The sequence below is a fragment of the Shewanella sp. SM74 genome (assembly GCF_025653725.1).
Lineage (GTDB): Bacteria > Pseudomonadota > Gammaproteobacteria > Enterobacterales > Shewanellaceae > Shewanella > Shewanella oncorhynchi.
In genome coordinates this window covers 364,140-387,497 of sequence record NZ_JAKKRZ010000001.1, presented here as the reverse complement: position 1 = coordinate 387,497, position 23,358 = coordinate 364,140, and the positions used below count along the sequence as shown (strand labels likewise).

Below are 23,358 nucleotides of genomic sequence, written 5' to 3'. Positions count from 1 at the left end.
TTTAACGACTTTGTTGCGAGCAACAAAGTCGCTATAAACAAAGGGAGCTAAAAAGCGCCCTTTGTGTTTACTGTGACCCAATTAGTTTAATGTCAGTGCCACTATTTTAAGTGGATGATTGTCATCGAACGAAGGGAAATCCTCATGGGGATCGAGCCAAGTGTGCGTAGTGACTGTACGGCCTTGTTTTTCAACGCAGCGCACTAAACTGTCAAACCATGCTTGGCGCTCGACTTTCGCCACATTGTTACAGCAAACGATAGTGCCACCGACTTTCGTCGCCATTAATGCGGGCTTGAACAAACCTTGATAATCATTAACCAAATCGACAATACCAAAAGCACTCTTGGCATAACGCGGCGGATCGAGGAACACCAGATCAAACTGGGTTTGCGCCAATTTGGGATAACTCGGTAATTTTTGATTGCGACGCCCTCCCACACTCAAGCCTGCCAATTGGCGCAATGCCGGAAACGCATCACTCTGCACAAACTCACATACATTCGACACCTGATTTAACGCCGCATTCGCTTTGCCCGTCGCTAAAGCAAAGGAAGAAAAATCAACATTCATCACCTGAGTCGCGCCGCCGATGGCTGCCGCAGTACCAATGCCGCAGGTGTAGGAAAACAAATTCAGCACAGTTTTATCTTGGCTGTGTGCCCGTACATATTCGCGGCCAATACGCATATCGAGGAATAACAGCGGATCTTGTCCTTCGTGGCGCAGTTTAGTGCTGAACTTGATGCCATTTTCCTGCATAACTCGCTCAGAATTCGCAATATCTGCCAGTGCGGGAGATAACGCGTTCAATACGCGGGAATTACCTAATGAGCGGTCGTTATACACAATCGGCAAATCGGCCTGTTGCAGCAAAACAGCGCTCACATCGGCTAACTCTTCGTCGGTTAAGGTCTGATGAAAACTCTGCACTAGCCAAGTATCGCCATAACGGTCGATATTCAAGCCACTGACGCCTTCGACTGTGCCATGGAACACCCGAAAACAATCGGTTTGATCCTGTTCAGCTTGTTGTAAAAAATCATGGCGTTTCGCCAGAGCCGTCGATAACAGCGTTTGAATAGACATAAAAAGCGGGACTCGCGCAGCGGAAACCTGCGTAAGGTTTCAAGAGGGAAAACGGCATAATACCAAACTAGGTCGCAGAATATCGGAAAAGTTCGCCCCGAAAACAGCATAAACACCGACTAACATCCAAATGGGGGGGAACTCTATGTCCCCCCAACCCGCCAAGCCTGTTATAACCAAGTACACGGAATAATTTTCAAACAAAGATGTAGGTTAAATCACTTCAAGCAACGGCTCTAACCCTGGCGCCGTTTTAGTCGGCACAAACTCTATCACCTCAAACTCAGCGACATCGGCAATGCAGAAAGGATCTTGCTGCAAAATAGCCTCTAGCGCCGCGCGACTTTCAGCCTTGGCGAGGATGACGCCACCAGTACGTGGCACTTTGCGACCCGAGGCGACAAAAGTCCCTGCGGCATAATACTGATCAAGATAAGCAATATGGGCGGCTAAATGTAACTCCACTTCTGCAATTGGCTTTTTATAGGTAAGCGAGACAACAAACATAGGGTTCCTTTAATCAACTGAAAAAATTTAAAATAATCGAACGAAAAACGCTTAATCTGGCGATCATCATAAGCTAAGTACCTATCTGATCCCACCATATCTAGGCTGGCTATTATCATAGTGCAGAGTGCGCGACTTTCGAGTCAAGCTATCGGCATCCGTACTGGATATTTATTGCATCCTGACTCTTATTAAGTGCATTGAACTCGCCGTCAGTTATGCTGCGGTTGATTTTATCACTCAGTTAACATCCGCAATAACAATACCCTTTTTTCTAAAAAATAATGCAATGACTGATCATCAAGTATTCTAACAAGATTAGAGAGTTATTTGAGCATTCCAGCAAGCCTATGACTATTGATAAACAGTCCAAATGCGTTACACCTATGTTTCCACCCAGTTACTAACCCATGATGAATACGTATGTAAGCAGTTGTGCAAAAATCTACGCCGAGGCTACTATAAATCCGCTCGTTTCACCCTCTGCTTGTGGGGTTTGAAATCTGTGAGGTCGTTTCTGATAGGGTTACATACAAGGATTGCTATCAGGCTTAAGTTCTTTCTGCTGACTGGCTTTAGGCCACTCACTTGGGCTAACCCCTTTGAATTAAGGTGTTAGGTCCAAATTTGAAATGAATTTATCGGCGAATATACTTCTGAGGGAGGAGTATATTCGCCATTTTTTCACAGAGTACACTCATTCATGGCATGCGCGAAACTACCATGAATAAGCCATGAATCTGACTCTTAGCTTTTATTGTATGCTCTTGGCTGTGATGAAATAGCTCACCACATAAAAGCAAAGTACAGTGCCAATCCATTGCTAGGCAAAACAATTAAAACAATAAGCACTCAAGGCAGAACGACTGCCGGCAACAGAAAGGAAGTTCAATGTCTTCGAATCACCAGCAAGATCCCCATCAAGCCGCAGCGCCTCAGTTGCCGCATGCATTCAAGCAACAACCTGAGCTGAGTTTCTGGCAAATTTTTAATATGTGTTTCGGTTTTTTAGGCATTCAATTTGGGTTTGCCCTGCAAAATGCCAACGTCAGCCGCATTTTTCAAACCTTAGGGGCTTCTATCGATGAAATTCCCATACTGTGGATTGCCGCACCACTGACGGGTTTATTGGTTCAACCTATTATTGGTTATTTGAGTGATAACACTTGGGGACGCCTTGGCCGTCGTCGCCCCTATTTTTTGATTGGCGCGATTTTTACTACCCTTGCCATTTTCATCATGCCTCACTCGCCTACCCTGTGGATTGCCGCCGGCATGTTATGGATCATGGATGCCTCGATCAACATCGCCATGGAGCCGTTTCGCGCCTTCGTCGGTGACAATTTACCGAAAAGCCAACGTACTCAAGGCTATGCCATGCAAAGCTTTTTCATCGGCATTGGCGCTGTGGTCGCTTCGGCCTTACCCTATATTTTGACTCACTTTTTTGATGTTGCGAATACTGCACCAGCGGGTGAAATTGCCGATTCAGTGCGTTATGCCTTCTATTTCGGTGGCGCAGTGTTATTGCTCGCCGTCAGTTGGACTGTCGTATCGTCAAGAGAATATTCCCCTGAAGAACTAGCCGCCTTTAACGCAAAACAAGTCGATGCTGAAGATGAAACTTTAGCCCGCACTCGTACCCGCAAGGATTATCAATTTGCCTCCTTCGTATGGATGGGTCTCGGCGCCCTGCTCACCTTCGCTATTGGGGCGCAGGATTTAGACAAGCAGCTGTATATTTTGAGCTTAGGGATTTTCGCCTTTGGCCCATTACAACTGTATTGCGCGCTGCGTTTGGGCCATTCACAACCCGCTGAACGCAATAAGCTCGGCATGGTATTTAGCGTGGTTGATGACTTGTTCCATATGCCCAAAGCCATGCATCAACTGGCGATCGTGCAGTTTTTCTCTTGGTTCGCACTGTTTGCCATGTGGATTTACACCACTGCCGCCGTGACGTCTTACCATTTTGGCAGCAGCGATGTGTTGTCCCAAGCTTATAACGACGGCGCAGATTGGGTCGGCGTACTGTTCGCCTCCTACAATGGTTTTGCCGCCATTGCCGCGATTTTTATTCCTATGCTGGCTAAGCGTATTGGCATCAAGCTAACCCACACAGCCAATATGTTCTGTGGTGGTATAGGTTTGATTAGTTTCTTTTTTATTAAAGACCCAAGCCTGTTATGGCTGCCTATGATAGGTGTCGGTATCGCGTGGGCGTCAATTTTATCTGTGCCCTACGCCATGTTGTCGGGCATGTTACCCCCGCAAAAAATGGGCGTTTACATGGGGATTTTTAACTTCTTCATCGTCATCCCGCAGCTTCTTGCCGCCAGTGTGCTGGGTTTAGTGCTCAATGGTCTGTTCGATGGTCAACCTATTTATGCACTGATCACAGGTGGCGTCTTGATGATGTGTGCAGGCATTGCCGTATTATTTGTCGACCAAGACATTGTCGAACAAAATAACTCAAATAATCAAATTGCAGCGATGAACCGCAAGACCCACTCAATCACGAAAGCCACAAGCAAATTAACGAATAAAAGTTAGCTCTTTATAACAGCGATACACATTAGGCGACATGCAGCAATGCATGTTAAGCGCGGTGAATTCGGTCATTTGGCTAATCACAGCAGCATAAAATATCTTTATCAATTCAATCACTATAAAAATAAAACTATTATTTGGGGAGAACGAGATGGAATCGAGTCCTACGCCGCAGCAGGATCTGCATACCAGCCAAAACCGTCACACACAAGCGTTAACAAGACGCAGCCGCCTAGCGCTTGCCGTCGCCGCAAGCCTATTAGGGATAATAGGGTTAGCGGCCTGTTCACCCACATCGAATTCAGCAACAACTGCCACAAGTGTGAATGCCGCGCCAAATGTGCAGCGGGTTGCGCCCGGCGCACCGGGTAAAGCGCCGACTTGGGCATTTTCGGGTAAAACTGGTATTGGGACGTCTTACGAGCCTTATACCCAAGGTCAATATCAAGATGCTAAGCAAAATCCCATTAGCCGCGTTTGGTTCTCCCTCGCCCAAGGTATTTTAACCGAAACCATGTATGGTCTTATCCATAATGCGCAGCTCAAAGAACTGCAATTTGTGGTCACAGGTAATGGCTTTGTCGATACCGAAAAAGAGAACACTATCAGCAGCATAGAATATTTAGATACAGATGCTAATGGTCGCCCGCAATCCCTTGCCTATAAAATTATCAATAAAGATGTTGAAGGTAAGTATCAGATTGAAAAGCATATCTTTACCGATCCCGACCGCGACACTTTGATGATGCGTGTCACCTTTACCGCCTTTGAAGACGGCATTACACCGCATTTGTATGTCAATCCGCATATCGACAATGCGGGCGCCAATGATATCGGCCGCATCGATACTCATACTGACAATCATGCCAACACTCATGCTAATAATCAGGCGCTGGTGGCCTATACCGCCGCCAAAGACAGTAGCGTAATGACGGTAAAATCCGATCTGAATTTTGTGCAGGCTACGACTGGCTTTGTCGGTGTTTCCGATGGCCTAGCCGATTTGGCCGATAACGGCAAACTCGATACGCCCTATCAAACGACCAGTGCGCAAGATAAATCGACCGTTGGCAATATCGCCTTTACCGCGAGTTACCCTACGCTCATCAAAGCCAAACCCGTCACTTTTAATCTCGCCATCGGTTTTGGTAAAGATGAAGCACAGAGTTTAGCCAATGCCGATGCCAGCTTGGCCGCAGGTTATGATGCTGTGCTCAGCAATTACAACACAGGCTGGCAGGGTTACCTAAGCTCGCTGCCCGCCATCGCTAACATGGCCAACAACACGACCGATAACGGTAAGCTGCTGTATACCAGTGCTATGGTCTTGAAAGCGCAGGAAGATAAAACCTATGCGGGCGCACTTATCGCCTCGTTATCTAATCCTTGGGGCGATACGGTTTCGGCAGCCGTGCCGAGCACTGGCTATAAAGCGGTATGGCCGCGCGACTTTTACCAATGCGCCATGGCATTCCTCGCCATGGGTGACACGCAAACGCCCAAAGTGGCCTTCGAATACCTGAAAAAAGTGCAAGTGACCGAAAAGACGCCTGGCTTTACGGGTACGCCCGGTTGGTTCCTGCAAAAGACCCATGTGGATGGCCAAATCGAATGGGTCGGCGTGCAGCTCGATCAAACCGCCATGCCTATCATGCTCGGCTGGAAACTCTGGCAAGCGGGTGTACTCACCCCTGATGAGATCAGTCACTGGTATCAAGAGATGCTCAAAGGTGCAGCGGACTTCTTGATCAGTGGCGGTGAGGTCAATCTGGATTGGAATCACACCCAAATCACCCCACCTAAAACTCAGCAAGAACGTTGGGAAGAACAAGCGGGTTACTCCCCCTCAACAACGGCTGCCGTGATCGCTGGTCTTGTTGCCGCGAGTGAAATTGCCAAAGAAGCTAAAGATATTACTTCAAGCGCCCGTTATCTTACCGCCGCCAAAGACTTAAGTAATAGTTTAGAAAAACACTTAGTCACCACCCAAGGGCTATTGAAAAACAGCGCAGGCGTCAGCGCGCCTTACTATTTACGTTTAAGCCCGAATGGAAAGCCAAATACTCGCGATACACTGGCGGCAAATAACGGTAAGCAAGGTTTAGATCAACGTCAGATCCTCGATGGCGGATTTTTAGAACTAGTGCGTTATGGCGTGCGCGGTGCAACTGACAAGCTCATCAAGCAAAGCCTTCAACTGATTGATAATACAGAGCTTGAACCAAATCTACGCATAAAATACGAGTTTACCGCCAAAGATGGCAGTACTATCCCAGGCTTTAGACGTTATGGCAACGACGGTTACGGCGAGGATACGGTTACTGGCAAAAACTATGCGGAATCTGGCAGCAACAGCGCCGATCAACGCGGCCGAGTCTGGCCCTTCTTCACCGGCGAGCGTGGTCATTTTGAATTAGCACTCGCCCAAGCAAAAGGCGAGCTAACAGGCAATAACGCGCAGCAAACCAAGCAGCAGTTGATCAACACCTATGTGCAAGGCATGGAAACCTTTGCGAATGCGGGCATGATGTTACCCGAGCAAGCGTGGGACGGTGTCGGCGATGCCACCCGCTATCATTACCAACTCGGACAAGGCACCAACTCTGCCACACCGCTTGCCTGGACCCATGCCGAATACATCAAACTGGTGCGCTCAATGACCGATGGCCAAGTCTGGGATTATTACCCTATCGTCCCAGCGGCATTGAAATGACAAGTTGAAATAGCCAATTAAAATAGCGCATTAGCTTAACGATACTTTGATAAATTGCAGGCTAGAACAGCATCCTAGATGTTGTTCTAGCTTTTTATAGACGGTTTTATGATGCCTGATTTAGCGCCCGCTTTTCATAGGCTTATGCTGCGGGTAATCTTGCGGCGTGCAACCAAATTGCATTTTAAAGGCGGCACTGAAACTGCTGACACTCAAATAACCTAAACTATGGGCCACCATAGTCGTGCTCTCCCCTTGGCTTAAGCTCTCAAGCGAATTTAACAAACGAAATCTTTGTCGCCATTGTCGATAAGTAAGCCCAGTTTCAGCTTTGAATAGTCGCTCAATCGTTCTCACACTCGCGCCGCCCATTTCGGCTAACTCGGTCAGTGAGTAACTCACTTTTGGACGTCGGATCAGCGTTTGGATCAAGCGGCTGAGTCTTGGATCTGAGCCTGCGGGTAAATGGGCATCCAGACTGTCCAGAGTTTGGAGCTCATCGATGGCAACCAAACCCAGCCGATGCAGTTGTCCACTGTCCATAAGATGTGAACTTTCACAAAGTTTAAGCACTAATTCGCGCATCAACGCTGTCATAGTCACCATCACCACTTGCGTATCCTGTGGCCTAACGCCATAGCTAGGGTCAATATAAATATTGCGAGTATGTGCGTGGGTTTCACTGTTCACTTGATGGGGCAAATTGCAAGGGATCCAAACGGCATGGGTTGAGGGTACCACCCAGACGGCATTTTCACTGCGAACACGTAACAAACCTTTGGCGGCCCAAAGTAGCTGACCCCGCGGGTGCGAGTGAGGTTCGATGCCCGCTTCCGCCGCCATATTGCGAGTATGGGTCAGCACGGGCCGATTGGCATCTATGATAAACGCCGCATCACTGGGTGTTAACAATGTCGCTTTAGGAACATACTTTGACATATTACCTTCTTAAAACGCCAAACCAAGTCAGTTATCTTAGTAGGCATCTTTTACGTATTCAACCCAATAGGTCGGTAAACATGAAACGTTTTATTGGCGTTAAACAGCTAGCGTTTTTCAGTGCACTGTTGATCGCTACTTTACTTGCGCTTTTTCCGCTAAGTCAGCATCCCGCGGTGTTTTCCTACAGCGCAGGCGTAGTGTTAGTGACCTTGATGTTTTGGAGCACAGGTTTCTTCCCGCCCTTTATGGCGGGGTTAATCTTTTTTGCCCTTGCCACCATTTTTAAACTCATTGAGCCGAGTATACTTTTCTCCGGATTCGGCTCAACTGCGGTGTGGTTAATCATTTCGGGGTTTGTGATCGGCAGTGCCATCACTCAGTCAGGTTTAAGTCGCAGAATGGCCAGTTTGATTGCCCCCATACTGACCACAAGTTATCCACGCTTGATTGCGGGTTTGGTCTTTAGTGCCGTGCTGCTTGGCTTTGTGATGCCCTCATCCGTTGGCCGTGCTGTGGTCATGGTGCCAATTGGTATGGCGTTAGCTGAGCAAGTCGGTTTTGCTCGTGGTAGCCATGGACGGATAGGCATTGCGACCGCCTTGGCACTGGCGTGCAACATGCCCAGTTTTGCCGTGTTGCCCGCGAATATTCCCAACATGATATTAGCGGGTTCCAGTGAGAATCTATTCAATATCCACTTTGGTTATACTGAGTATCTCTTATTGCATTTTCCAATCCTTGGCTTACTCAAATCAATATTGATTGTGGCGCTAGTCGTTTTCCTATTTCCTGCAAAAATTGATAACAACCAGCCTGAACGCGTTATTGAAAAAGAAGCTTACAACCTTGATATGCAAAAGAAAGTTGCACTGTTACTGACTATTACTTTGCTCTTTTGGGTGACTGACTCGCTGCACGGCATTAATCCCGCTTGGGTAGGATTAACAACGGCTATCTTGTTATTGCTCCCCAAATGGGGAGTGCTTGAGTCTAAGAGTTTTAATAGTTCAGTGGATTTGTCGACCGTCATTTTTGTCGCGGCAGCCTTAGGTCTGGGAGCATTGGTCAATCATTCCGGGCTCGGCACTGCGCTAGGTCAACTGTTCAGTGAATGGTTACCCTTGCAGCAAGGGGCATCGTTCCTGAATTTTATGTCGTTATCGTTAATCGCGACGCTAACAGGATTAGTGGCAACGGTTCCAGGTGTGCCGACTGTGTTATCCCCCATGGCAGCAGACTTTGCCAATGCAACTGGCTTCTCCACCCCTGCGGTATTAATGACGCAGGTGATCGGTTTCTCAACCGTGATTTTTCCTTATCAGGTGGCTCCTTTGATTTTGGCGATGCAATTATCCCAAGAGCCATTAACTAAACTACTTCGCATCACCTTACCTCTAGCGGCAATAACTCTAGTTGCACTCATGCCACTGGATTATTTATGGTGGCTATGGCTCGGTTGGATTAACTAAATTGCGTTAACTAAAGTGCGTTAACTGAATTAAATGGACGAAACGCTCACCCTTGGCGATATTCAAGCCGTCAAGGGTGCTTTAGAGCAGCCATCATCAATTGCTCAGCACTCGACAGCACTTGGGTCGATAACATAACTCTCCCCACATAAATTCTTTCGATAAGCTTCATAGTTAGACTATACTGTTTATATGTACAGTATATTGTGATTTATTATGATGCTTCTAGGCCGCTTCGCCAAACATACCCAATATCAGCTCTCGTTATTTAGCTCCTTGATTGCCGCAGGATTTCCGTCACCGGCCCAAGACTATGTAGAACAAACATTAGATCTCAATGAGTTATGCATCAAACATCCTGCCGCCACGTTTTTTGTCAAAGTCCAAGGGGATTCGATGATCGAAGCGGGGATTTTCTCCGGTGATATTTTGGTGGTGGATCGCTCACTACAGCCAGCCCACGGTGATACCGTTGTCGCAGCGGTGAACGGTGAGTTTACCGTAAAGCAATTACAGCTACGCCCTGTGGTGCAATTGCTACCACGTAATGCCTTATTCTCCCCGATCGCTATCAATGATGAGTCTGAGTTAAACATCTTTGGGGTAGTGACCAACGTGGTGAAAAAGCTCAAATGACGCCCTCACTATTCGCCCTCGTCGATTGCAATAATTTTTATGCCTCCTGTGAGCGGATGTTTAGGCCGGATTTGGTTGGTAAGCCGATTGTGGTGTTATCCAATAACGATGGCTGCGTCGTCGCCCGCTCCGTAGAGGCAAAACAACTTGGCATCAAGATGGCGGTGCCTGTATATCAAATAGCAAACCAACTCCGCCAGCATCAGGTTGCGGTATTCTCCTCCAACTATGCACTCTATGCCGACATGTCAAACAGAGTGATGACCACCTTAGAGCAAATGGTGCCAAAAGTAGAAGTGTATAGTATTGATGAAGCGTTTTTAGATCTATCACGCATCGATAAATGCACCGATATTCATCAGCTTGCATTAGATATTTATCAGCGAATACCGCAATGGACAGGGATCAGTGTTTGCGTTGGCATTGGGCCGACAAAGACCCTCGCCAAACTGGCAAACTATGCTGCTAAGCGTTATCCAGCAACCCGTGGCGTGGTTGATTTACGCGACCGTGAACGCCAACGACGACTCATGGCGCTTATCCCTGTCGAAGAAGTCTGGGGAATAGGCCGTAGGCTTACGAAACGCTTGAACATCATGGGCATAAATACCGCGCTGCAATTGGCGGATGCGCATCCCAAACTTATCCGCGATACCTTTTCGGTCACCGTTGAGCGCACAGTACGTGAACTTAACGGCATTGCCTGTGATGACATACAAGAGGTCGCCGCCACTAAGCAACAAATTATCAGCTCCCGCTCCTTTGGTAGTCGTATTGATAACTTGGAAGCGATGCAACAGGCAATCAATGAATACACTTTTAGGGCCTGTGAAAAACTGCGCTCTGAGCGCCAATACGCTAAAGCGATGTCGGTATTTGTGCGTACTAGTCCTTTTAGCGATATGACTCCCCAGTACAGCAAATCGCTGTCGGGCAGTTTAGTTCGGCCCAGCAATGATACGCGGGATTTTGTCACCCTTGGCCAAAGCCTATTGCAACGCATTTGGCGTGAAGGTCATGCTTATGTAAAAGCCGGTGTCATGTTAGGGGATTTTTTTGGTGCAGGCGTGTTTCAGCTCGGACTATTCGATGACGTCACGCCTAGGCCTAAAAGCAAGGAGCTGATGCAGTTACTCGATAAAGTGAACCACAGCGGCCGCGGAAAAATTTGGTTTGCAGGACAAGGTATTGACCCAACTTGGGGGATAAAACGTGAACAGCTCTCCCCGCGCTACACCACCCAATGGGCACAACTGCCCATAGTGACATAATCAGCAAATCCAGTGGCTAAATGACCATCTGCGAATCACATTAATACTCTAGGCATTGGTTATTCAGTTAAGCTCACTCCACTCCTGACGACATTAATCAGAATAGGCTTATCGGCCTAAACCCATCTCACTAAGACTGTGCCAGCAAAACTCATCTCGCTTGGTAAAATAATTTTAAAAACCAATGTTTAACATTAAAAATGATAAGGCAATGAACGCAGTAGAGATATGACTAAAGCAATAAAGCAGACTTGCAAGTCTTCGCGATCTTAAAAAGATAAGCAAGGGCAAGCATGAGCTTGCCCTAAACATAGATGCGGCTTTCAACATTATTCTATTTTAAATCTCAACTAACACTAGAATGCATCCAACACTATAATCCAACGATTGCAAAACCGACTTAACACTAAAATCCATCGGCGTTAGCGCTAAAATGGTATCAACATCCATCATGCATTACCTATTATCTCAGCCTTAACACTCTTCATCACTCAGGTCTTCAAAGTACCAGTAACCGAGGTTCACCCACTCAGTCAGCTGCGTAAGCAAAACGGCATCGGCTAACCAGGGGGCTAAGGCGGTTTTATCTAACTGATTGCTATCACATAGTAGTGGGATCACCTCGGCCAATTCGGCTGAAAGCAGATACTTATCACCATTAATATACACAACGCCTTGTCCCACATTGATATCAAAATACAAACAACGCAGTCCGCCGAGGCGAATAAGCGGTTGCTCATCGAGCCAAGCGAGCACTTCGTCTTGCGTGATGTCCAACGGCTCATCGGGTAAATCGAGGGCGCATTTAGATTGAGTTAAATAGCGGCCCGAAAACTCGCTCACCAGTTCATCGGTTAACATATTAGTCAGTTGCGTGCGTAACCGCGCTAAATCACGATTATCAACACAACCACTGCGCGTTGTCTGCTCGCGGTCTGGATCTTCAATCTGCTGTGTGCCTAAATCTTGCTCAGACAGATGATCGGCCAAAGCACTTACCATATCTTTGGCGGAAGCTGTACGATAACCAACTGAAAAACTTAAAGACTGTTCTAAGGTTATGCCGTCATGGGGGAATCCAGGGGGAATATAAAGGATGTCGCCGGGCAACAACTCAGTATCGATAATCGGTTCAAAGGCTTCTGTGTGCAGCAAAGCGGGATGGGCGGCAAACTCTTTGTGCGGCCCCAGATCGCCTACGCGCCAGCGGCGGCGTCCCGAACCTTGGCAAATAAACACATCATACAGATCGATATGCGGCCCCACGCCACCGCCAGGAGTGGCAAAACTCACCATCACATCATCTAAACGCCAGCGCGGAATAAAATCAAAACATTGGATCAGGGCTTCTGCATCGGGCACCCAGTTGTTCAAGGCTTGCACGATCAAAGTCCAATCCCGTTCACCGAGATGATCATAGGAATCAAAAGGGCCAAATTCAGCCTGCCATTGCCCCGCCTGTTGGTACACTCGCCGAGATTCCACCAGCTCATCCATGGCTAAGCCGGCTAACTCTTCGGGCGAGATTAAATCTTGAAAATGTTTGAATCCTTGGCGGATAACCAAAGGTTTTTTCTGCCAATATTCTGCTAAAAATTGCGCGGGCGTTAAGCCATTAATATCGAGTTGCATGGGTCGCTCACAAACCAAACTGTTATTCATAGAGGTAAATGCTAACAGGAAGCGAAACCAAGAAAGCTCGACCGGATCAACAAAGCATTAAGTCTTTTATCAGCGTCAATGTGATAGTGAATTTACTAACGTATTGAATTACAATCGGCTTATCTAAAAGCGTTGTACTGTCAAAGACGGCAATGCTGACACATCATTTATAGAGTCCACGTAAGATCTATGCCTACATCTGCTGCTAACACTTTGGTCGTGCTCGACTTTGAAACCACAGGGCTATCGCCTAATCAAGGGGACCGCGCGATTGAAATCGGAGCTGTGCTGATTGAAAACGGCGTGATCACCCAAAGATTTTCAGAGTTGATGAACCCAGGATTTAGAATAAGTCGTTTTATTGAGGACTACACAGGGATCAGCAATCAAATGCTCAGGGATGCAGCGCCCTGTAATGAAGTGATGGCGCGTTTTGCCGACTTTATCGCCGATCATAACTTAGTCGCCCACAATGCGGCATTTGATCAGCGCTTTTTAGACGCGGAATTTGCTCAAATTCGCCATCGTTATCTTGGACAATTTGGCTGTTCCTTGCTGGTGGCGAGACGTTTGTATCAAGCGGCGCCGAATCATCAGTTAGGTACTTTAGTGCGCTATAAACAGTTACCAAGCGATGGCACCTTTCACCGCGCCTTAGCCGATGCTGAGATGACTGGCCATTTGTGGCTGGCAATGCTGGCAGACCTTCAGCAAGAGTTCGGTCTCAATGCTCCCACCTTCGAGTTACTGCAAAAAATCGCCAAGAAAACCAAAGCAGATGTGCCGAAGTTTTTACGTCAATATGCGGTTAAGTGATCCCAAAAAGCAAAAATCCGATAAATCCAAGGATTATCGGCGATTTTTCAATAAGCAAATTAAGTGCTCAACGACTTGCCAGCAAAAAACACTCCTAGCAATAATGACCCATCTATAACGGCTTAAGCGGCGCGCTATCAATGCCGCAGGAACTGCGAACCACTAAGGTCGTCGGAATAAGCTGCGCACTCACCTCTTGTCCGCGGATAAGTTTGAGTACACTGTCGACTAAGATTTCACCGGCTAATTGGGTGTTCTGCTTAATGGTCGTTAATGGCGGATTGGCAAAACTCGCCACCGGAATATCATCATATCCCACGACGGCCACTTGCTCTGGAACTGAAATGCCCTTCTCTTTCAGCGCACGAATAGCACCAATGGCAATCAGATCGCTAGCAGCAAAAATAGCATCAAACTGTGCGCCTTTGGCCATCAATGCCATAGCCGCATCGTAACCAGCACTTTCAGTGCTAATTGCCGACACTTGCTTAGTGCGATCGACAGCAATATTCGCCATTTGCAGCGCCTTCACATGGCCTAAATATCTGTCTCTAAACTCGGGGCTGTGGCTCGAGGCATCGCCTAAAAAAGCAAAAGCTTTACGACCAAGGGAAATCAAGTGCTCTGTGGCAATCAAGCCGCCTTGATGATTATCACAACCAATGGAAAGTACTGACTTATTGTTATGCTCAGCGCCCCAGATCACAAAATGAGTATTCTGCGCGAGCAATCGCTCCAACTTTTGCTCGTAGTCCATATAGTCCCCGTAACCAAGCAGAATAATGCCGTCAGCTTTATTACTGTCTTCATAATCGGCGTGCCAGTCGCTGGACAATTGCTGAAAAGAAACCAATAAATCATAACCTTGCTGCGCCGTTGCTCGGGTAATGGAACCTAGCATAGACAGGAAAAAAGGATTGATTAACGAGTCATCGTTGGTGGGGTCTTCACACAATAACAGCGCTAAGGTATGGCTATTTTGGGTGCGAAGATTGCTGGCATTTTTATCGACCTTATAATTCAGCTCTTTGGCAATGGTTTGAATACGTTGGCGAGTTTCTAAATTGACTAACGGGCTGTTTCTAAGGGCACGGGAAACCGTTGACTGGGATACGCCAGCACGATAAGCAATATCAATCGAGGTCGCTTTCGATGCCATAAAGAGGATTTAACCTTAGTTATTATTTTGCGTCGATACTAAAACAGTTCCACCCACTTGTATAGACGAATGCGTTAACATCCGTCTTACATTAGAGACTCTGCTTAAATGCCGAGCTGATCGAGCAAATCATCGGCTTCATTATCAATGGCACGAGTCGCAATGGCGGGTTTATCGGCCATCTTAACCCAAGGCGAAACATTCGAATTTGTGTCGTTATTTCCCCCAATCGAACTGTGCTGCTCTAACAGACTATCGGGATCGAATTCTTCATCGTAGACAAATTCATCTAAGCGAATGAATTCGGTTTTGTCCATGGCAAACTCGAGGTAGAAAATATGGTTATTCTCTGTCCTAAACGACACTCTACGGGCAACCGCATCGTCTAAGTTAGCGTCGATTGATATGGTTAGCTCTTTATTAATCGTCAACATTTTTGGCTGGCTTTGGCTGATTGACGTTTGCAATTCTTTAGAAATTTTATTAATAAAATCCCCTAGAATTTGGTTCATCAGTTCGCCCATCACATTACTCACTTCATCTGACGTATGTGAAAATGCGAGCTCAGACTCAGGCATGCCCATGTTCAGCATGTAGCGACGGTAGATTTCAATCGCTGCAGAGGCGGAAAAGTTGATCACCACTAGCCCTGAAAAACCACCATCAAAAATCGAGAAACAACCGAGATCAGGTTTAAGACGCGTGCGCGCAATACTTTGTACCATACCCGCATGGGTAACATTGCTGGCACTGGTGCTAGAAAGGACGTGGGCGACTGAGTGGCATAACTTCAGTAAAATATCATCCGACGTTACGATAGTATTTGTGGTCATAATCGATTCTCAAACTGAATAATGAATTAATCTTGCGCGTAAAAGCGTAAAAAATCAAAATTAAAACAATTGATTAGCCTAATATAGCAAGATGGCAAAATTAACATAATGCTAACTTATTGATATTTAATAGATCAGATAAAACCTTCAACATAAAGCGACTTATAAAACGACCTAACTTAATAAGAACATGCCCCATAATGCAACAGATTAAAGTTCCCTATCACTATTCCCTGCTTTAGATCAAAGAAACTCATATTTTATAACGGCTTTTACTTAATTTATGTCACAGACGATTCAATTGAGATTGATTCGCAGGTATATTGATGCACAATAATAAGCCCTTAAGGAATCCAAATGATCACGTTTTTGCGCCGGTTTACCATTTTGCAACGCTTAATGATGATGCTCCTTATGGCCGCGATAGGGACTGTGTGTTTTGCCAGTTTTTCAATTAAAGAGCAGTACAGTAATTTAATTGAGCAGAAATGGTTGCAGATAGACGGTCAGCTCGCCAGCATGTTAAGCGTGATAGATGTGCACCGTCAGGATGCGCTCAAAGGTAAGTTTAGCGAAGCAGAAGCTAAACAAATCGCCGCGGATTTAATCAATCAAACTCGCTATTCAGGTTCAGGCTACTTCATTGTTATTGATGATAATAATCAAATCCTCGCCCACGGGGATAGCGCAAATCTTATTGGCACCTCAGCATTAACCTTCAAGTTACCTAATGGCACAAATCCCTTAGCCACTATGCTGCCATTAGCGCGTGCTAAATCGAAAACCACCCTCGAATACCCGATCGCCGATCCTATGACCCGTGCGATAGAAGACAAGCTTGCTGAAGCCCGTTACTACCCGCAATGGGGCTGGACAGTCATCACAGGCGCCTATCTTAGCGATGTCAAAGCGAGCTTAAAGTCAGTCATTATCGACTATCTGATTATCATGTTTTTGATTTCAGTGCCGATTTTTGCCTTCTTCCTTGTGCTTAACCATTCCATCACCTCACCATTAAATGATGCTATTGATGCCCTTGAAGATATTGCCCAAGGCGAAGGCGACTTAAGTCAGCGCATTAATGCTCAAGGTAAAGATGAGATTGCCCATCTCGCCCGCGCCTTCAACATGTTCGCCCAAAAAATTGGCGACATGGTCGGCCATTTACAACCTTTAGGCCAAGCATTAGATAAAGATGCAAAACAGCTTTTGATTGCAGTTGAAGAGTCCAATCAGAGTGCTGAACATATCCACAGAGAAACAGGCAGCGTCGCCACAGCCGTCAATCAAATGCTGTCGACCACCCATGAAATGGCGAGCAACACCCAGCAAGCGGCCGATGCGGCGAACAGCGTAAAAGAACAAGCGCAGCAAAGCCAAGTAGTGATCGACAACACAGTCAGCAATACAGAAAAACTGGTGGCAGAATTAAAAGCTTCTGAAGTCATCACCCAAAAGCTGGGCGTCGCCTCACAGCAAATCGGTAGCATTCTCGATGTGATCCGCAGCATTGCCGAGCAGACCAACTTGCTCGCCCTCAATGCCGCCATTGAAGCTGCTCGAGCAGGGACCCACGGCCGTGGTTTTGCCGTGGTTGCCGATGAAGTCCGCGCCCTTGCTACTCGCACCCAAGACTCGACCAATGAGATCCAAAAAATCATTAGCGAGATCCAATCCGGTGTAGGCTCAGTGATGAAGAGCAACAATCAAACTCAACTGCAATCCGATGAGCTGCAGGCTCAAGCCCACGAAGCGGGTAAAGCCATGGCGGCGATTCTGCAATTGATTGCCCATATCAGTGACATGAACACACAATTAGCCAGCGCCACTGAAGAGCAATCACTGGTGACCGAAGAAATTAATCGAAATATTTGTAATATTTCGGAATTAACCGAAGTCTCAGTAAAAGCTAACGAAAGTAATAGCCATGCAGCTCAGTCACTGCAAGACATTAGCCAAGACATGTCCCGCACCTTAGGCCAGTTTAAAATCTAACTAAAGTGTATGAGAACGGCATGACTTGTCGATTGGGGCGCCATAGGGCGCCCTTTTCTTTGGGTAAACCGTCTGGTAACGCTTGTGAACCGCTATCTCACCAACAATGAATTTCAACGAAAAAATCCCATTAACCACAAATTCTCTGTCACGCTAACGTTTGATATGCGGTATGCTTTAGCCTTAAAAATCCAACCGAGACACTGCCATGCGAATGACCTTAGCCGTTCACCCTGAACAGTACACAATTCATAGCTTTAGCCCGAATGCCGTATTGCCCAGTGAGGTTTTTGCACAGGACATGTATTTCATTGGTAAGACCCAAGAAGGTTTATCTTTAGTCGTTTCCAGTGAAATGGAACTCGACAGCCTAGAGCAAGAACCGGGCTGGTGTTGCTTTGAAGTACTCGGGCCACTGGGATTTTCGATGACAGGCATTTTATCTAAAGTGTCTGGCACCTTAGCGGACGAACAAATCAGTATTTTTGCGATTTCGACCTTTGATACCGATTACATTTTAGTAAAAAATAATCGCCTCAAAAGTGCCATCGCCGCCTTGAAAAAACAGGGCTATCACATCATAGAATCGAAAGACGAAATGTAATACCCCTTTAAATATGAGTTCATCTACTATGTACGAAAAAACAGTCACCATTACCGCCAAACATGGCATTCACACCCGTCCAGCAGCCTTACTGGTTAAAGAAGCCAAAACCTTTGACTGTGATGTCATGGTCGAGTGTAATGGTAAGCAAGCCAGTGCTAAGAGTCTGTTTAAGCTACAAACCTTAGGCTTATATTCTGGCGTCACGGTAAGAGTGTTTGCCGAAGGTGAACAGGCTCAGGCCGCGGTTGAGAAAGTCTCTGAGCTGCTCATTACCCTAAGCTAGGCCTTTTCTTACGCTAAAATGCGTTTATCTGCAGGTTTAACCGACACGCAAAAAACTCGTCTCGACCGTCTTGACATGCTAATGCTTTACATACAAACGCTTTACAAGCTTAGCGTCACTCAACTAGACTCGCTATCGCTAACGGACACTCAGTTCAGTGGTTAATTTAGGAAGGGATATGTCAATAACGGGGATTATAGTGTCATCGGGAATTGCCTTTGGACAGGCACTTCACCTGCTCCACACCGAACATCACCTCGATTATCGCCCTATTCCCCTGTCTAAAATCCCTCAACAACAGGGTAAATTTGCCAAAGCCTTGCAAGAACTACAGGCACAACTGACCCACAGCCAAGCTGCACTCGACAGCGACTCCGAAAATTATCAGTTGATCGAAGCCGACTTATTGTTATTAGAAGACGATGAATTAATCGAGCAAGTGAACGATGCTATTCGCACCTTACAATTGTCGGCAAGTGTGGCGGTTGAACGTATTTTTGCCCATCAGGCCAATGAGTTACAATCCTTAGATGATCCCTATTTAGCCAATAGAGCCCAAGATGTGCGCTGTTTAGGCCAAAGAGTCGTCGCGGCGATAAACGGCCATTTAGCTCAAGGGCTCGAAAAACTCGATAGACCCACTATCTTATTAGCGCAGGATTTGACCCCCGCCGAATTTGCCTTACTGCCGCGGGAAAACCTCTGCGGTATTGTACTGAAAACGGGCGGTTTAACGAGCCATACGGCCATTTTAGCCAGAGCAGCCGGCATTCCAGCCATCTTAAGTTGTCAGTTCGACGCAGACTCTATTCCCAACGGTACGCCCTTAGTGCTCGATGCACTCGCGGGTGAACTTTGTGTCAATCCCAATCCAGACCAACAGGCAAGGCTCACAGTCACCTTTCACCATGAACAAGCAAGGCGCGCGGCACTTCAAACTTACAAGGATGTCCCAGCGCAAACCCAAGACGGTCATACCGTGGGACTCATGGCAAACGTGGGTAATCTCAACGACATCACTCATGTCAGCGATGTCGGCGCCGATGGAATAGGTTTGTTTCGCACCGAATTTATGTTGATGAACGTCGCCACCCTGCCCGATGAAAAAGCCCAATACAGCTTATATTGCGATGCATTGCACGCCCTAGGCGGTAAAACCTTTACCATCCGCACCTTAGATATAGGTGCAGACAAAGAACTCCCCTGTTTATGCCAAGAAATTGAAGATAATCCTGCCTTGGGTCTTCGCGGCATTCGCTACACCTTGGCGCACCCAGAATTATTTAAAACCCAATTGAGGGCAATTTTGCGTGCCGCTAACCATGGCCCGATCCGTTTGATGTTCCCTATGGTCAATCAAGTCGAAGAATTGGACGAGGTGTTTGCACTTATTGCCCAGTGCCAAGATGCCTTGGAAGAAGAAGAGAAAGGCTATGGCGAACTTAGCTACGGTATCGTTGTCGAAACCCCTGCTGCGGTATTCAACCTCAACGCTATGCTGCCAAGACTTGATTTTGTCAGCATTGGCACCAACGATTTAACCCAATATGCAATGGCAGCCGATAGGACAAACCCGCAGCTTACCCGTGACTATCCGTCCCTTTCGCCTGCCATTTTAGCCTTAATTAACATGACAATAACCCAAGCTAAGGCCGCTAATGTTAAAGTTTCTCTGTGCGGTGAACTCGCCAGTTCACCGCAAATTGCGCCGCTGTTAATCGGCATGGGGTTGGACGAACTCAGTGTTAACTTAAGCTCACTCTTAGAAGTGAAAGCGGCCATTTGCCAAGGCAGCATCACACAATTTTCAGCATTAGCGCACACGGCATTACAACAAGATAGAATTGCAAGCTTACAACAGTGTATAACAAGCTATAAATAGAGACATTTATTCGTTATGCTGCGTTACAGAACAAAAACAATGACAAAAACAAGCAAAAGAGGCTCTAGATTATGGGATTTTTAAGCCGAATAAGGCGCTTGGTATCGGGCCAGACTCAGTTAGCTGGCGGTATCATGGTATATGCCCCCGTTTCCGGGGATATCGTCGCCATTGAAAAAGTCCCCGACGTGGTTTTTGCTGAAAAGATTGTCGGTGATGGCATCGCTATCGCTCCCAAAGGCGAATTAATTCTGGCGCCTATCGACGGCACCATAGGTAAAATTTTTGAGACAAATCATGCATTCAGTATTGAGTCTCCCCAAGGTTTAGAGCTATTTGTTCACTTTGGTGTAGGTACAGTCGAGCTGAGAGGTAAAGGGTTTAAACGTTTAGCCCAGGAAGGTCAAGAAGTGAAAGTCGGCGATCCGATTCTGTCATTCGATATTGATTATCTAAAAGATCAAGTCGACAGCCTACTCACTCCTGTCGTTTTGGCGAACATGGAAGATGTCAAATACCTCGACAAAGCCCAAGGCAGCGTCACTGCAGGCAAAGACGTGATCTTTACGGTACAGCTCTAATCAAGCTTTACTTTAAGTGTTTGAATTAGCAGTTTGAAAATACCCTTGATTGATATAAAAAGGCTGGCTCCCCCAAAGGCGCCAGCCTTTTATTTATCTCCACTTTCCTCGCGAAGAGGCCTGTCTGATAGCTGAAATATTTTCATCACAAAACCGACATAATGTTTCAAACTGATTTAAAACAGAATAAACCAAATATCAACCACCCAGATGTAGGATTGAATGACTATCGAAAGCACGTTAGCAATGTGGCTATTTGCAGGCCGAGTAGACTAAGACAACCAGGCCAACAAAACTTCCTATCCTGTATAGCGAGTGCTGTTCGAGCGTCAGAGTATCGGCTCACATTGGTCACAAAAAGCAAAAAGATCAATGTACCCGCTGGCTCTCGAACGAAATCATGACTATACATCTAAAGGTGCTTTTAATATTACAGAGGAATAACAATGAAGTTCAGTCATAAGATTGTCGCCGCATCCTCTGCGTTACTGTTAGTGACAGTAACGCTTCTAACGACCAAACAATACTACTCGATTCAGAATGAAATGCAGGCACAGGTGGAAGCCAGTGTCACCGAAATCGTCGATGGGGTTAGAAATACGGTTTCATCGGAAATTGAAGCCCGTAAACAATTGGCAGCTTATACGACCAGCCTACTGGAACAAGATCTCACGCCCGCACACATCAGTGCAGTCATCACTCGCCCCATAGTTAAAAATGCATTTATTCTCGTCGGTTTAGGTTATGAAAAAGATGGCACGAATATCAATAATAATCCTAGCTGGGATCCGGGTGCGGGATGGAACCCAAGAGTAAGGCCTTGGTATCTCGATGCAAAACAAGCCGATAAATTAATCATCACGGCTCCCTATGCGGACTCAGCCTCCGGTGAAATTCTCGTCTCAATTGCGACGCCCGTGAAAGATCACGGTACATTCATCGGTGCCATTTTCTATGATGTTAGCTTGGTCGGGTTAGCCAAACTCGTCAATGAGGTCAAACTCTTCAACGCTGGCCATGTGTTTATTGTTTCTGGGGATGGAACGACCATAGCCCACCCAGAGGAAAAACGAAATGGCACTCTTATGGCCGATTATTTACCTAATGTCAAAGTGATGGAAACGCCACAAAAAGTAACCATAGAGGGAAAAAGCTTCACCTTGGATTTCTCACGCGTTGCGGGAGAGGACTGGTATGTTGGTGTTATCTTGGATGAGGAGATTGCCTATGCTGCAGTGACGGACTTACGCAATAGCTCTATTCTCTATTCCGTTATCGCCTTAATCATCAGTATCACAACCCTACTACTATTGATCACAACCTTAATGCGCCCATTACAAACATTAAACGATGCAATTCAAGATGTTGCTTCTGGCGAAGGTGATTTGACTCAACGCTTAAATACTAAAACAGACACTGAGTTTTCAGCGTTAGCCTTGGGATTCAATACCTTCACGGCAAATCTACAACAGTTGATCATTCAATCTAAATCCATTGGCCAGCTCATCCATAAAAGTTCAGAAATGACATCGCTAGAATTACAGCAATCTACTGATGCCATGAACTCGCAACTGCATGAACTAGAACAACTTGCAACTGCCATGCACGAAATGGCAACCACTTCAACTGACGTAGCCCGTAATGCCCAAGGAGCGGCTTCTGCTGCGAAAGAAGCAGATGAAGCGACAAGTGTAGGTTCTAAAATCGTCAGCGATACAACTGATGCCATTAATGCCCTGTCATCCAAAATCGATATGGCCGTCACTGAAGTCAAAACATTAGAATCTGCAACTGACAACATTGCCACAATATTGAAAGTGATCAATGACATTGCAGATCAAACAAATTTATTAGCCTTAAATGCCGCTATTGAGGCAGCAAGAGCCGGTGATTCTGGTCGTGGTTTTGCTGTGGTAGCAGATGAAGTCAGAACCCTCGCCCAAAGGACTCAACAATCTACAACTCAAATCCGTAACATGATAGAGCAACTTCAAGCAGGAGCAAGGGCTGTTGCAGAGGTAATGAACCAAAGTAAAGATAATGCAGAAGATGCGGTTACACGCGCCCAAGGTGCTAATACCGCATTAAACAAAATTCGTGAAGCAATATTACAGATAAGTGATATGAACCTACAAATTGCCTCTGCAGCGGAAGAACAGAGTTTAGTAGCTGAAGAAATTAACAATAATACTATCAGGATCAAAGATTTATCAGTCCAAGTTTCTGACACTGCAGTTCATGCAAATACAGCCATGCATACGCAAACTCAATACATCAAAGAACAAGATGCAATCCTTAATAAATTCATAGTCTAAGCCAGTGAGCCATGATTTTATCCATGGCTCACCATGACATCTACTAAC

At 46.3% G+C, this 23,358-nt stretch carries 18 protein-coding genes; 12 read left to right on the top strand and 6 right to left on the bottom strand.

What is annotated here, in order from left to right; translation table 11 throughout:
• Positions 1-81: 81 nt before the first annotated feature.
• A complete protein-coding gene (locus L5M49_RS01710) occupies positions 82-1,089 on the bottom strand; it encodes a class I SAM-dependent rRNA methyltransferase (RefSeq protein ID WP_173244681.1) in 1,008 nt (335 codons plus the stop codon).
• A 213-nt stretch (positions 1,090-1,302) separates the two neighbouring features.
• On the bottom strand, positions 1,303-1,596 hold the full coding sequence (locus tag L5M49_RS01705) for a YciI family protein (RefSeq protein ID WP_173244678.1): 294 nt from the start codon (positions 1,594-1,596) through the stop codon (positions 1,303-1,305).
• 891 nt (positions 1,597-2,487) lie between these two features.
• On the opposite strand from L5M49_RS01705, the gene L5M49_RS01700 reads away from it, so the two are divergent.
• Together L5M49_RS01700 and L5M49_RS01695 are read left to right on the top strand one after the other, a co-directional pair.
• A complete protein-coding gene (locus L5M49_RS01700; RefSeq protein ID WP_263265327.1) occupies positions 2,488-4,149 on the top strand; it encodes an MFS transporter in 1,662 nt (553 codons plus the stop codon).
• Positions 4,150-4,297: 148 nt separating this feature from the next.
• Positions 4,298-6,859: a glycoside hydrolase family 15 protein gene (locus L5M49_RS01695; protein WP_263265326.1), complete on the top strand. Its 2,562-nt coding sequence runs from the start codon at positions 4,298-4,300 to the stop codon at positions 6,857-6,859.
• Positions 6,860-6,979: 120 nt separating this feature from the next.
• Here L5M49_RS01695 and L5M49_RS01690 read toward each other — a convergent pair whose 3' ends face one another.
• Positions 6,980-7,798 (bottom strand): AraC family transcriptional regulator, encoded by an 819-nt coding sequence (locus L5M49_RS01690; RefSeq protein ID WP_173244669.1) that lies wholly within the window; start codon positions 7,796-7,798, stop codon positions 6,980-6,982.
• An 80-nt stretch (positions 7,799-7,878) separates the two neighbouring features.
• Here L5M49_RS01690 and L5M49_RS01685 point away from each other — a divergent pair, with 80 nt between their 5' ends.
• From L5M49_RS01685 to umuC, 3 genes are all read left to right on the top strand, one after another.
• Entirely contained in the window at positions 7,879-9,270 is a 1,392-nt protein-coding gene (locus L5M49_RS01685) for an SLC13 family permease (RefSeq protein ID WP_263265325.1), read from the top strand.
• Positions 9,271-9,486: 216 nt separating this feature from the next.
• A complete protein-coding gene (gene umuD, locus L5M49_RS01680) occupies positions 9,487-9,906 on the top strand; it encodes a translesion error-prone DNA polymerase V autoproteolytic subunit (protein WP_212601839.1) in 420 nt (139 codons plus the stop codon).
• A complete protein-coding gene (gene umuC / locus L5M49_RS01675) occupies positions 9,903-11,177 on the top strand; it encodes a translesion error-prone DNA polymerase V subunit UmuC (protein WP_263265324.1) in 1,275 nt (424 codons plus the stop codon). The genes umuD and umuC overlap by 4 nt, the downstream gene beginning before the upstream one ends.
• 474 nt (positions 11,178-11,651) lie before the next feature.
• On the opposite strand, the gene L5M49_RS01670 is transcribed toward umuC, so the two are convergent.
• Positions 11,652-12,809: a cupin domain-containing protein gene (locus L5M49_RS01670; protein WP_263265323.1), complete on the bottom strand. Its 1,158-nt coding sequence runs from the start codon at positions 12,807-12,809 to the stop codon at positions 11,652-11,654.
• Between the two features lie 219 nt (positions 12,810-13,028).
• On the opposite strand from L5M49_RS01670, the gene L5M49_RS01665 reads away from it, so the two are divergent.
• Positions 13,029-13,655, top strand: a complete 627-nt coding sequence (locus L5M49_RS01665) for a PolC-type DNA polymerase III (protein ID WP_173496662.1) — start codon at positions 13,029-13,031, stop codon at positions 13,653-13,655.
• 112 nt (positions 13,656-13,767) lie between these two features.
• Here the strand turns inward: L5M49_RS01665 and L5M49_RS01660 are convergent, their stop codons facing one another.
• Positions 13,768-14,814, bottom strand: coding sequence for a LacI family DNA-binding transcriptional regulator (locus L5M49_RS01660; RefSeq protein WP_113939612.1), 1,047 nt, complete (start codon positions 14,812-14,814; stop codon positions 13,768-13,770).
• 104 nt (positions 14,815-14,918) lie between these two features.
• Complete coding sequence (locus L5M49_RS01655) at positions 14,919-15,647, bottom strand: DUF3334 family protein (RefSeq protein WP_263191876.1); 729 nt, start codon at positions 15,645-15,647, stop codon at positions 14,919-14,921.
• 357 nt (positions 15,648-16,004) lie between these two features.
• Between L5M49_RS01655 and L5M49_RS01650 the strand changes: the two genes are divergently transcribed.
• The 6 genes from L5M49_RS01650 to L5M49_RS01625 all read left to right on the top strand — a co-directional run bounded on the left by L5M49_RS01650 (position 16,005) and on the right by L5M49_RS01625 (position 23,310).
• A complete protein-coding gene (locus tag L5M49_RS01650; RefSeq protein WP_028760053.1) occupies positions 16,005-17,642 on the top strand; it encodes a methyl-accepting chemotaxis protein in 1,638 nt (545 codons plus the stop codon).
• A gap of 208 nt (positions 17,643-17,850) precedes the next feature.
• Positions 17,851-18,246 (top strand): ACT domain-containing protein, encoded by a 396-nt coding sequence (locus L5M49_RS01645; RefSeq protein ID WP_198573284.1) that lies wholly within the window; start codon positions 17,851-17,853, stop codon positions 18,244-18,246.
• Positions 18,247-18,274: 28 nt separating this feature from the next.
• Entirely contained in the window at positions 18,275-18,532 is a 258-nt protein-coding gene (locus L5M49_RS01640) for an HPr family phosphocarrier protein (protein ID WP_028760055.1), read from the top strand.
• Between the two features lie 178 nt (positions 18,533-18,710).
• Positions 18,711-20,414, top strand: coding sequence for a phosphoenolpyruvate--protein phosphotransferase (gene ptsP / locus L5M49_RS01635; protein ID WP_113939609.1), 1,704 nt, complete (start codon positions 18,711-18,713; stop codon positions 20,412-20,414).
• 71 nt (positions 20,415-20,485) lie between these two features.
• Complete coding sequence (crr, locus tag L5M49_RS01630) at positions 20,486-20,995, top strand: PTS glucose transporter subunit IIA (RefSeq protein WP_006081821.1); 510 nt, start codon at positions 20,486-20,488, stop codon at positions 20,993-20,995.
• A 446-nt stretch (positions 20,996-21,441) separates the two neighbouring features.
• On the top strand, positions 21,442-23,310 hold the full coding sequence (locus tag L5M49_RS01625; RefSeq protein WP_263206771.1) for a methyl-accepting chemotaxis protein: 1,869 nt from the start codon (positions 21,442-21,444) through the stop codon (positions 23,308-23,310).
• Positions 23,311-23,358: the final 48 nt, after the last annotated feature.

What these genes read in the sequence shown, in the direction of transcription:
- umuD (WP_212601839.1), top strand. Translation starts at nt 9,487, where the DNA reads ATGATGCTTCTAGGCCGCTTCGCCAAACATACCCAATATCAGCTCTCG.
- L5M49_RS01625 (WP_263206771.1), top strand. Translation starts at nt 21,442, where the DNA reads ATGAAGTTCAGTCATAAGATTGTCGCCGCATCCTCTGCGTTACTGTTA.
- ptsP (WP_113939609.1), top strand. Translation starts at nt 18,711, where the DNA reads ATGTCAATAACGGGGATTATAGTGTCATCGGGAATTGCCTTTGGACAG.
- crr (WP_006081821.1), top strand. Translation starts at nt 20,486, where the DNA reads ATGGGATTTTTAAGCCGAATAAGGCGCTTGGTATCGGGCCAGACTCAG.
- L5M49_RS01660 (WP_113939612.1), bottom strand. Translation starts at nt 14,814, where the DNA reads ATGGCATCGAAAGCGACCTCGATTGATATTGCTTATCGTGCTGGCGTA.
- L5M49_RS01640 (WP_028760055.1), top strand. Translation starts at nt 18,275, where the DNA reads ATGTACGAAAAAACAGTCACCATTACCGCCAAACATGGCATTCACACC.
- L5M49_RS01690 (WP_173244669.1), bottom strand. Translation starts at nt 7,798, where the DNA reads ATGTCAAAGTATGTTCCTAAAGCGACATTGTTAACACCCAGTGATGCG.
- L5M49_RS01705 (WP_173244678.1), bottom strand. Translation starts at nt 1,596, where the DNA reads ATGTTTGTTGTCTCGCTTACCTATAAAAAGCCAATTGCAGAAGTGGAG.
- L5M49_RS01665 (WP_173496662.1), top strand. Translation starts at nt 13,029, where the DNA reads ATGCCTACATCTGCTGCTAACACTTTGGTCGTGCTCGACTTTGAAACC.
- L5M49_RS01685 (WP_263265325.1), top strand. Translation starts at nt 7,879, where the DNA reads ATGAAACGTTTTATTGGCGTTAAACAGCTAGCGTTTTTCAGTGCACTG.
- umuC (WP_263265324.1), top strand. Translation starts at nt 9,903, where the DNA reads ATGACGCCCTCACTATTCGCCCTCGTCGATTGCAATAATTTTTATGCC.
- L5M49_RS01645 (WP_198573284.1), top strand. Translation starts at nt 17,851, where the DNA reads ATGCGAATGACCTTAGCCGTTCACCCTGAACAGTACACAATTCATAGC.
- L5M49_RS01695 (WP_263265326.1), top strand. Translation starts at nt 4,298, where the DNA reads ATGGAATCGAGTCCTACGCCGCAGCAGGATCTGCATACCAGCCAAAAC.
- L5M49_RS01650 (WP_028760053.1), top strand. Translation starts at nt 16,005, where the DNA reads ATGATCACGTTTTTGCGCCGGTTTACCATTTTGCAACGCTTAATGATG.
- L5M49_RS01710 (WP_173244681.1), bottom strand. Translation starts at nt 1,089, where the DNA reads ATGTCTATTCAAACGCTGTTATCGACGGCTCTGGCGAAACGCCATGAT.
- L5M49_RS01700 (WP_263265327.1), top strand. Translation starts at nt 2,488, where the DNA reads ATGTCTTCGAATCACCAGCAAGATCCCCATCAAGCCGCAGCGCCTCAG.
- L5M49_RS01655 (WP_263191876.1), bottom strand. Translation starts at nt 15,647, where the DNA reads ATGACCACAAATACTATCGTAACGTCGGATGATATTTTACTGAAGTTA.
- L5M49_RS01670 (WP_263265323.1), bottom strand. Translation starts at nt 12,809, where the DNA reads ATGCAACTCGATATTAATGGCTTAACGCCCGCGCAATTTTTAGCAGAA.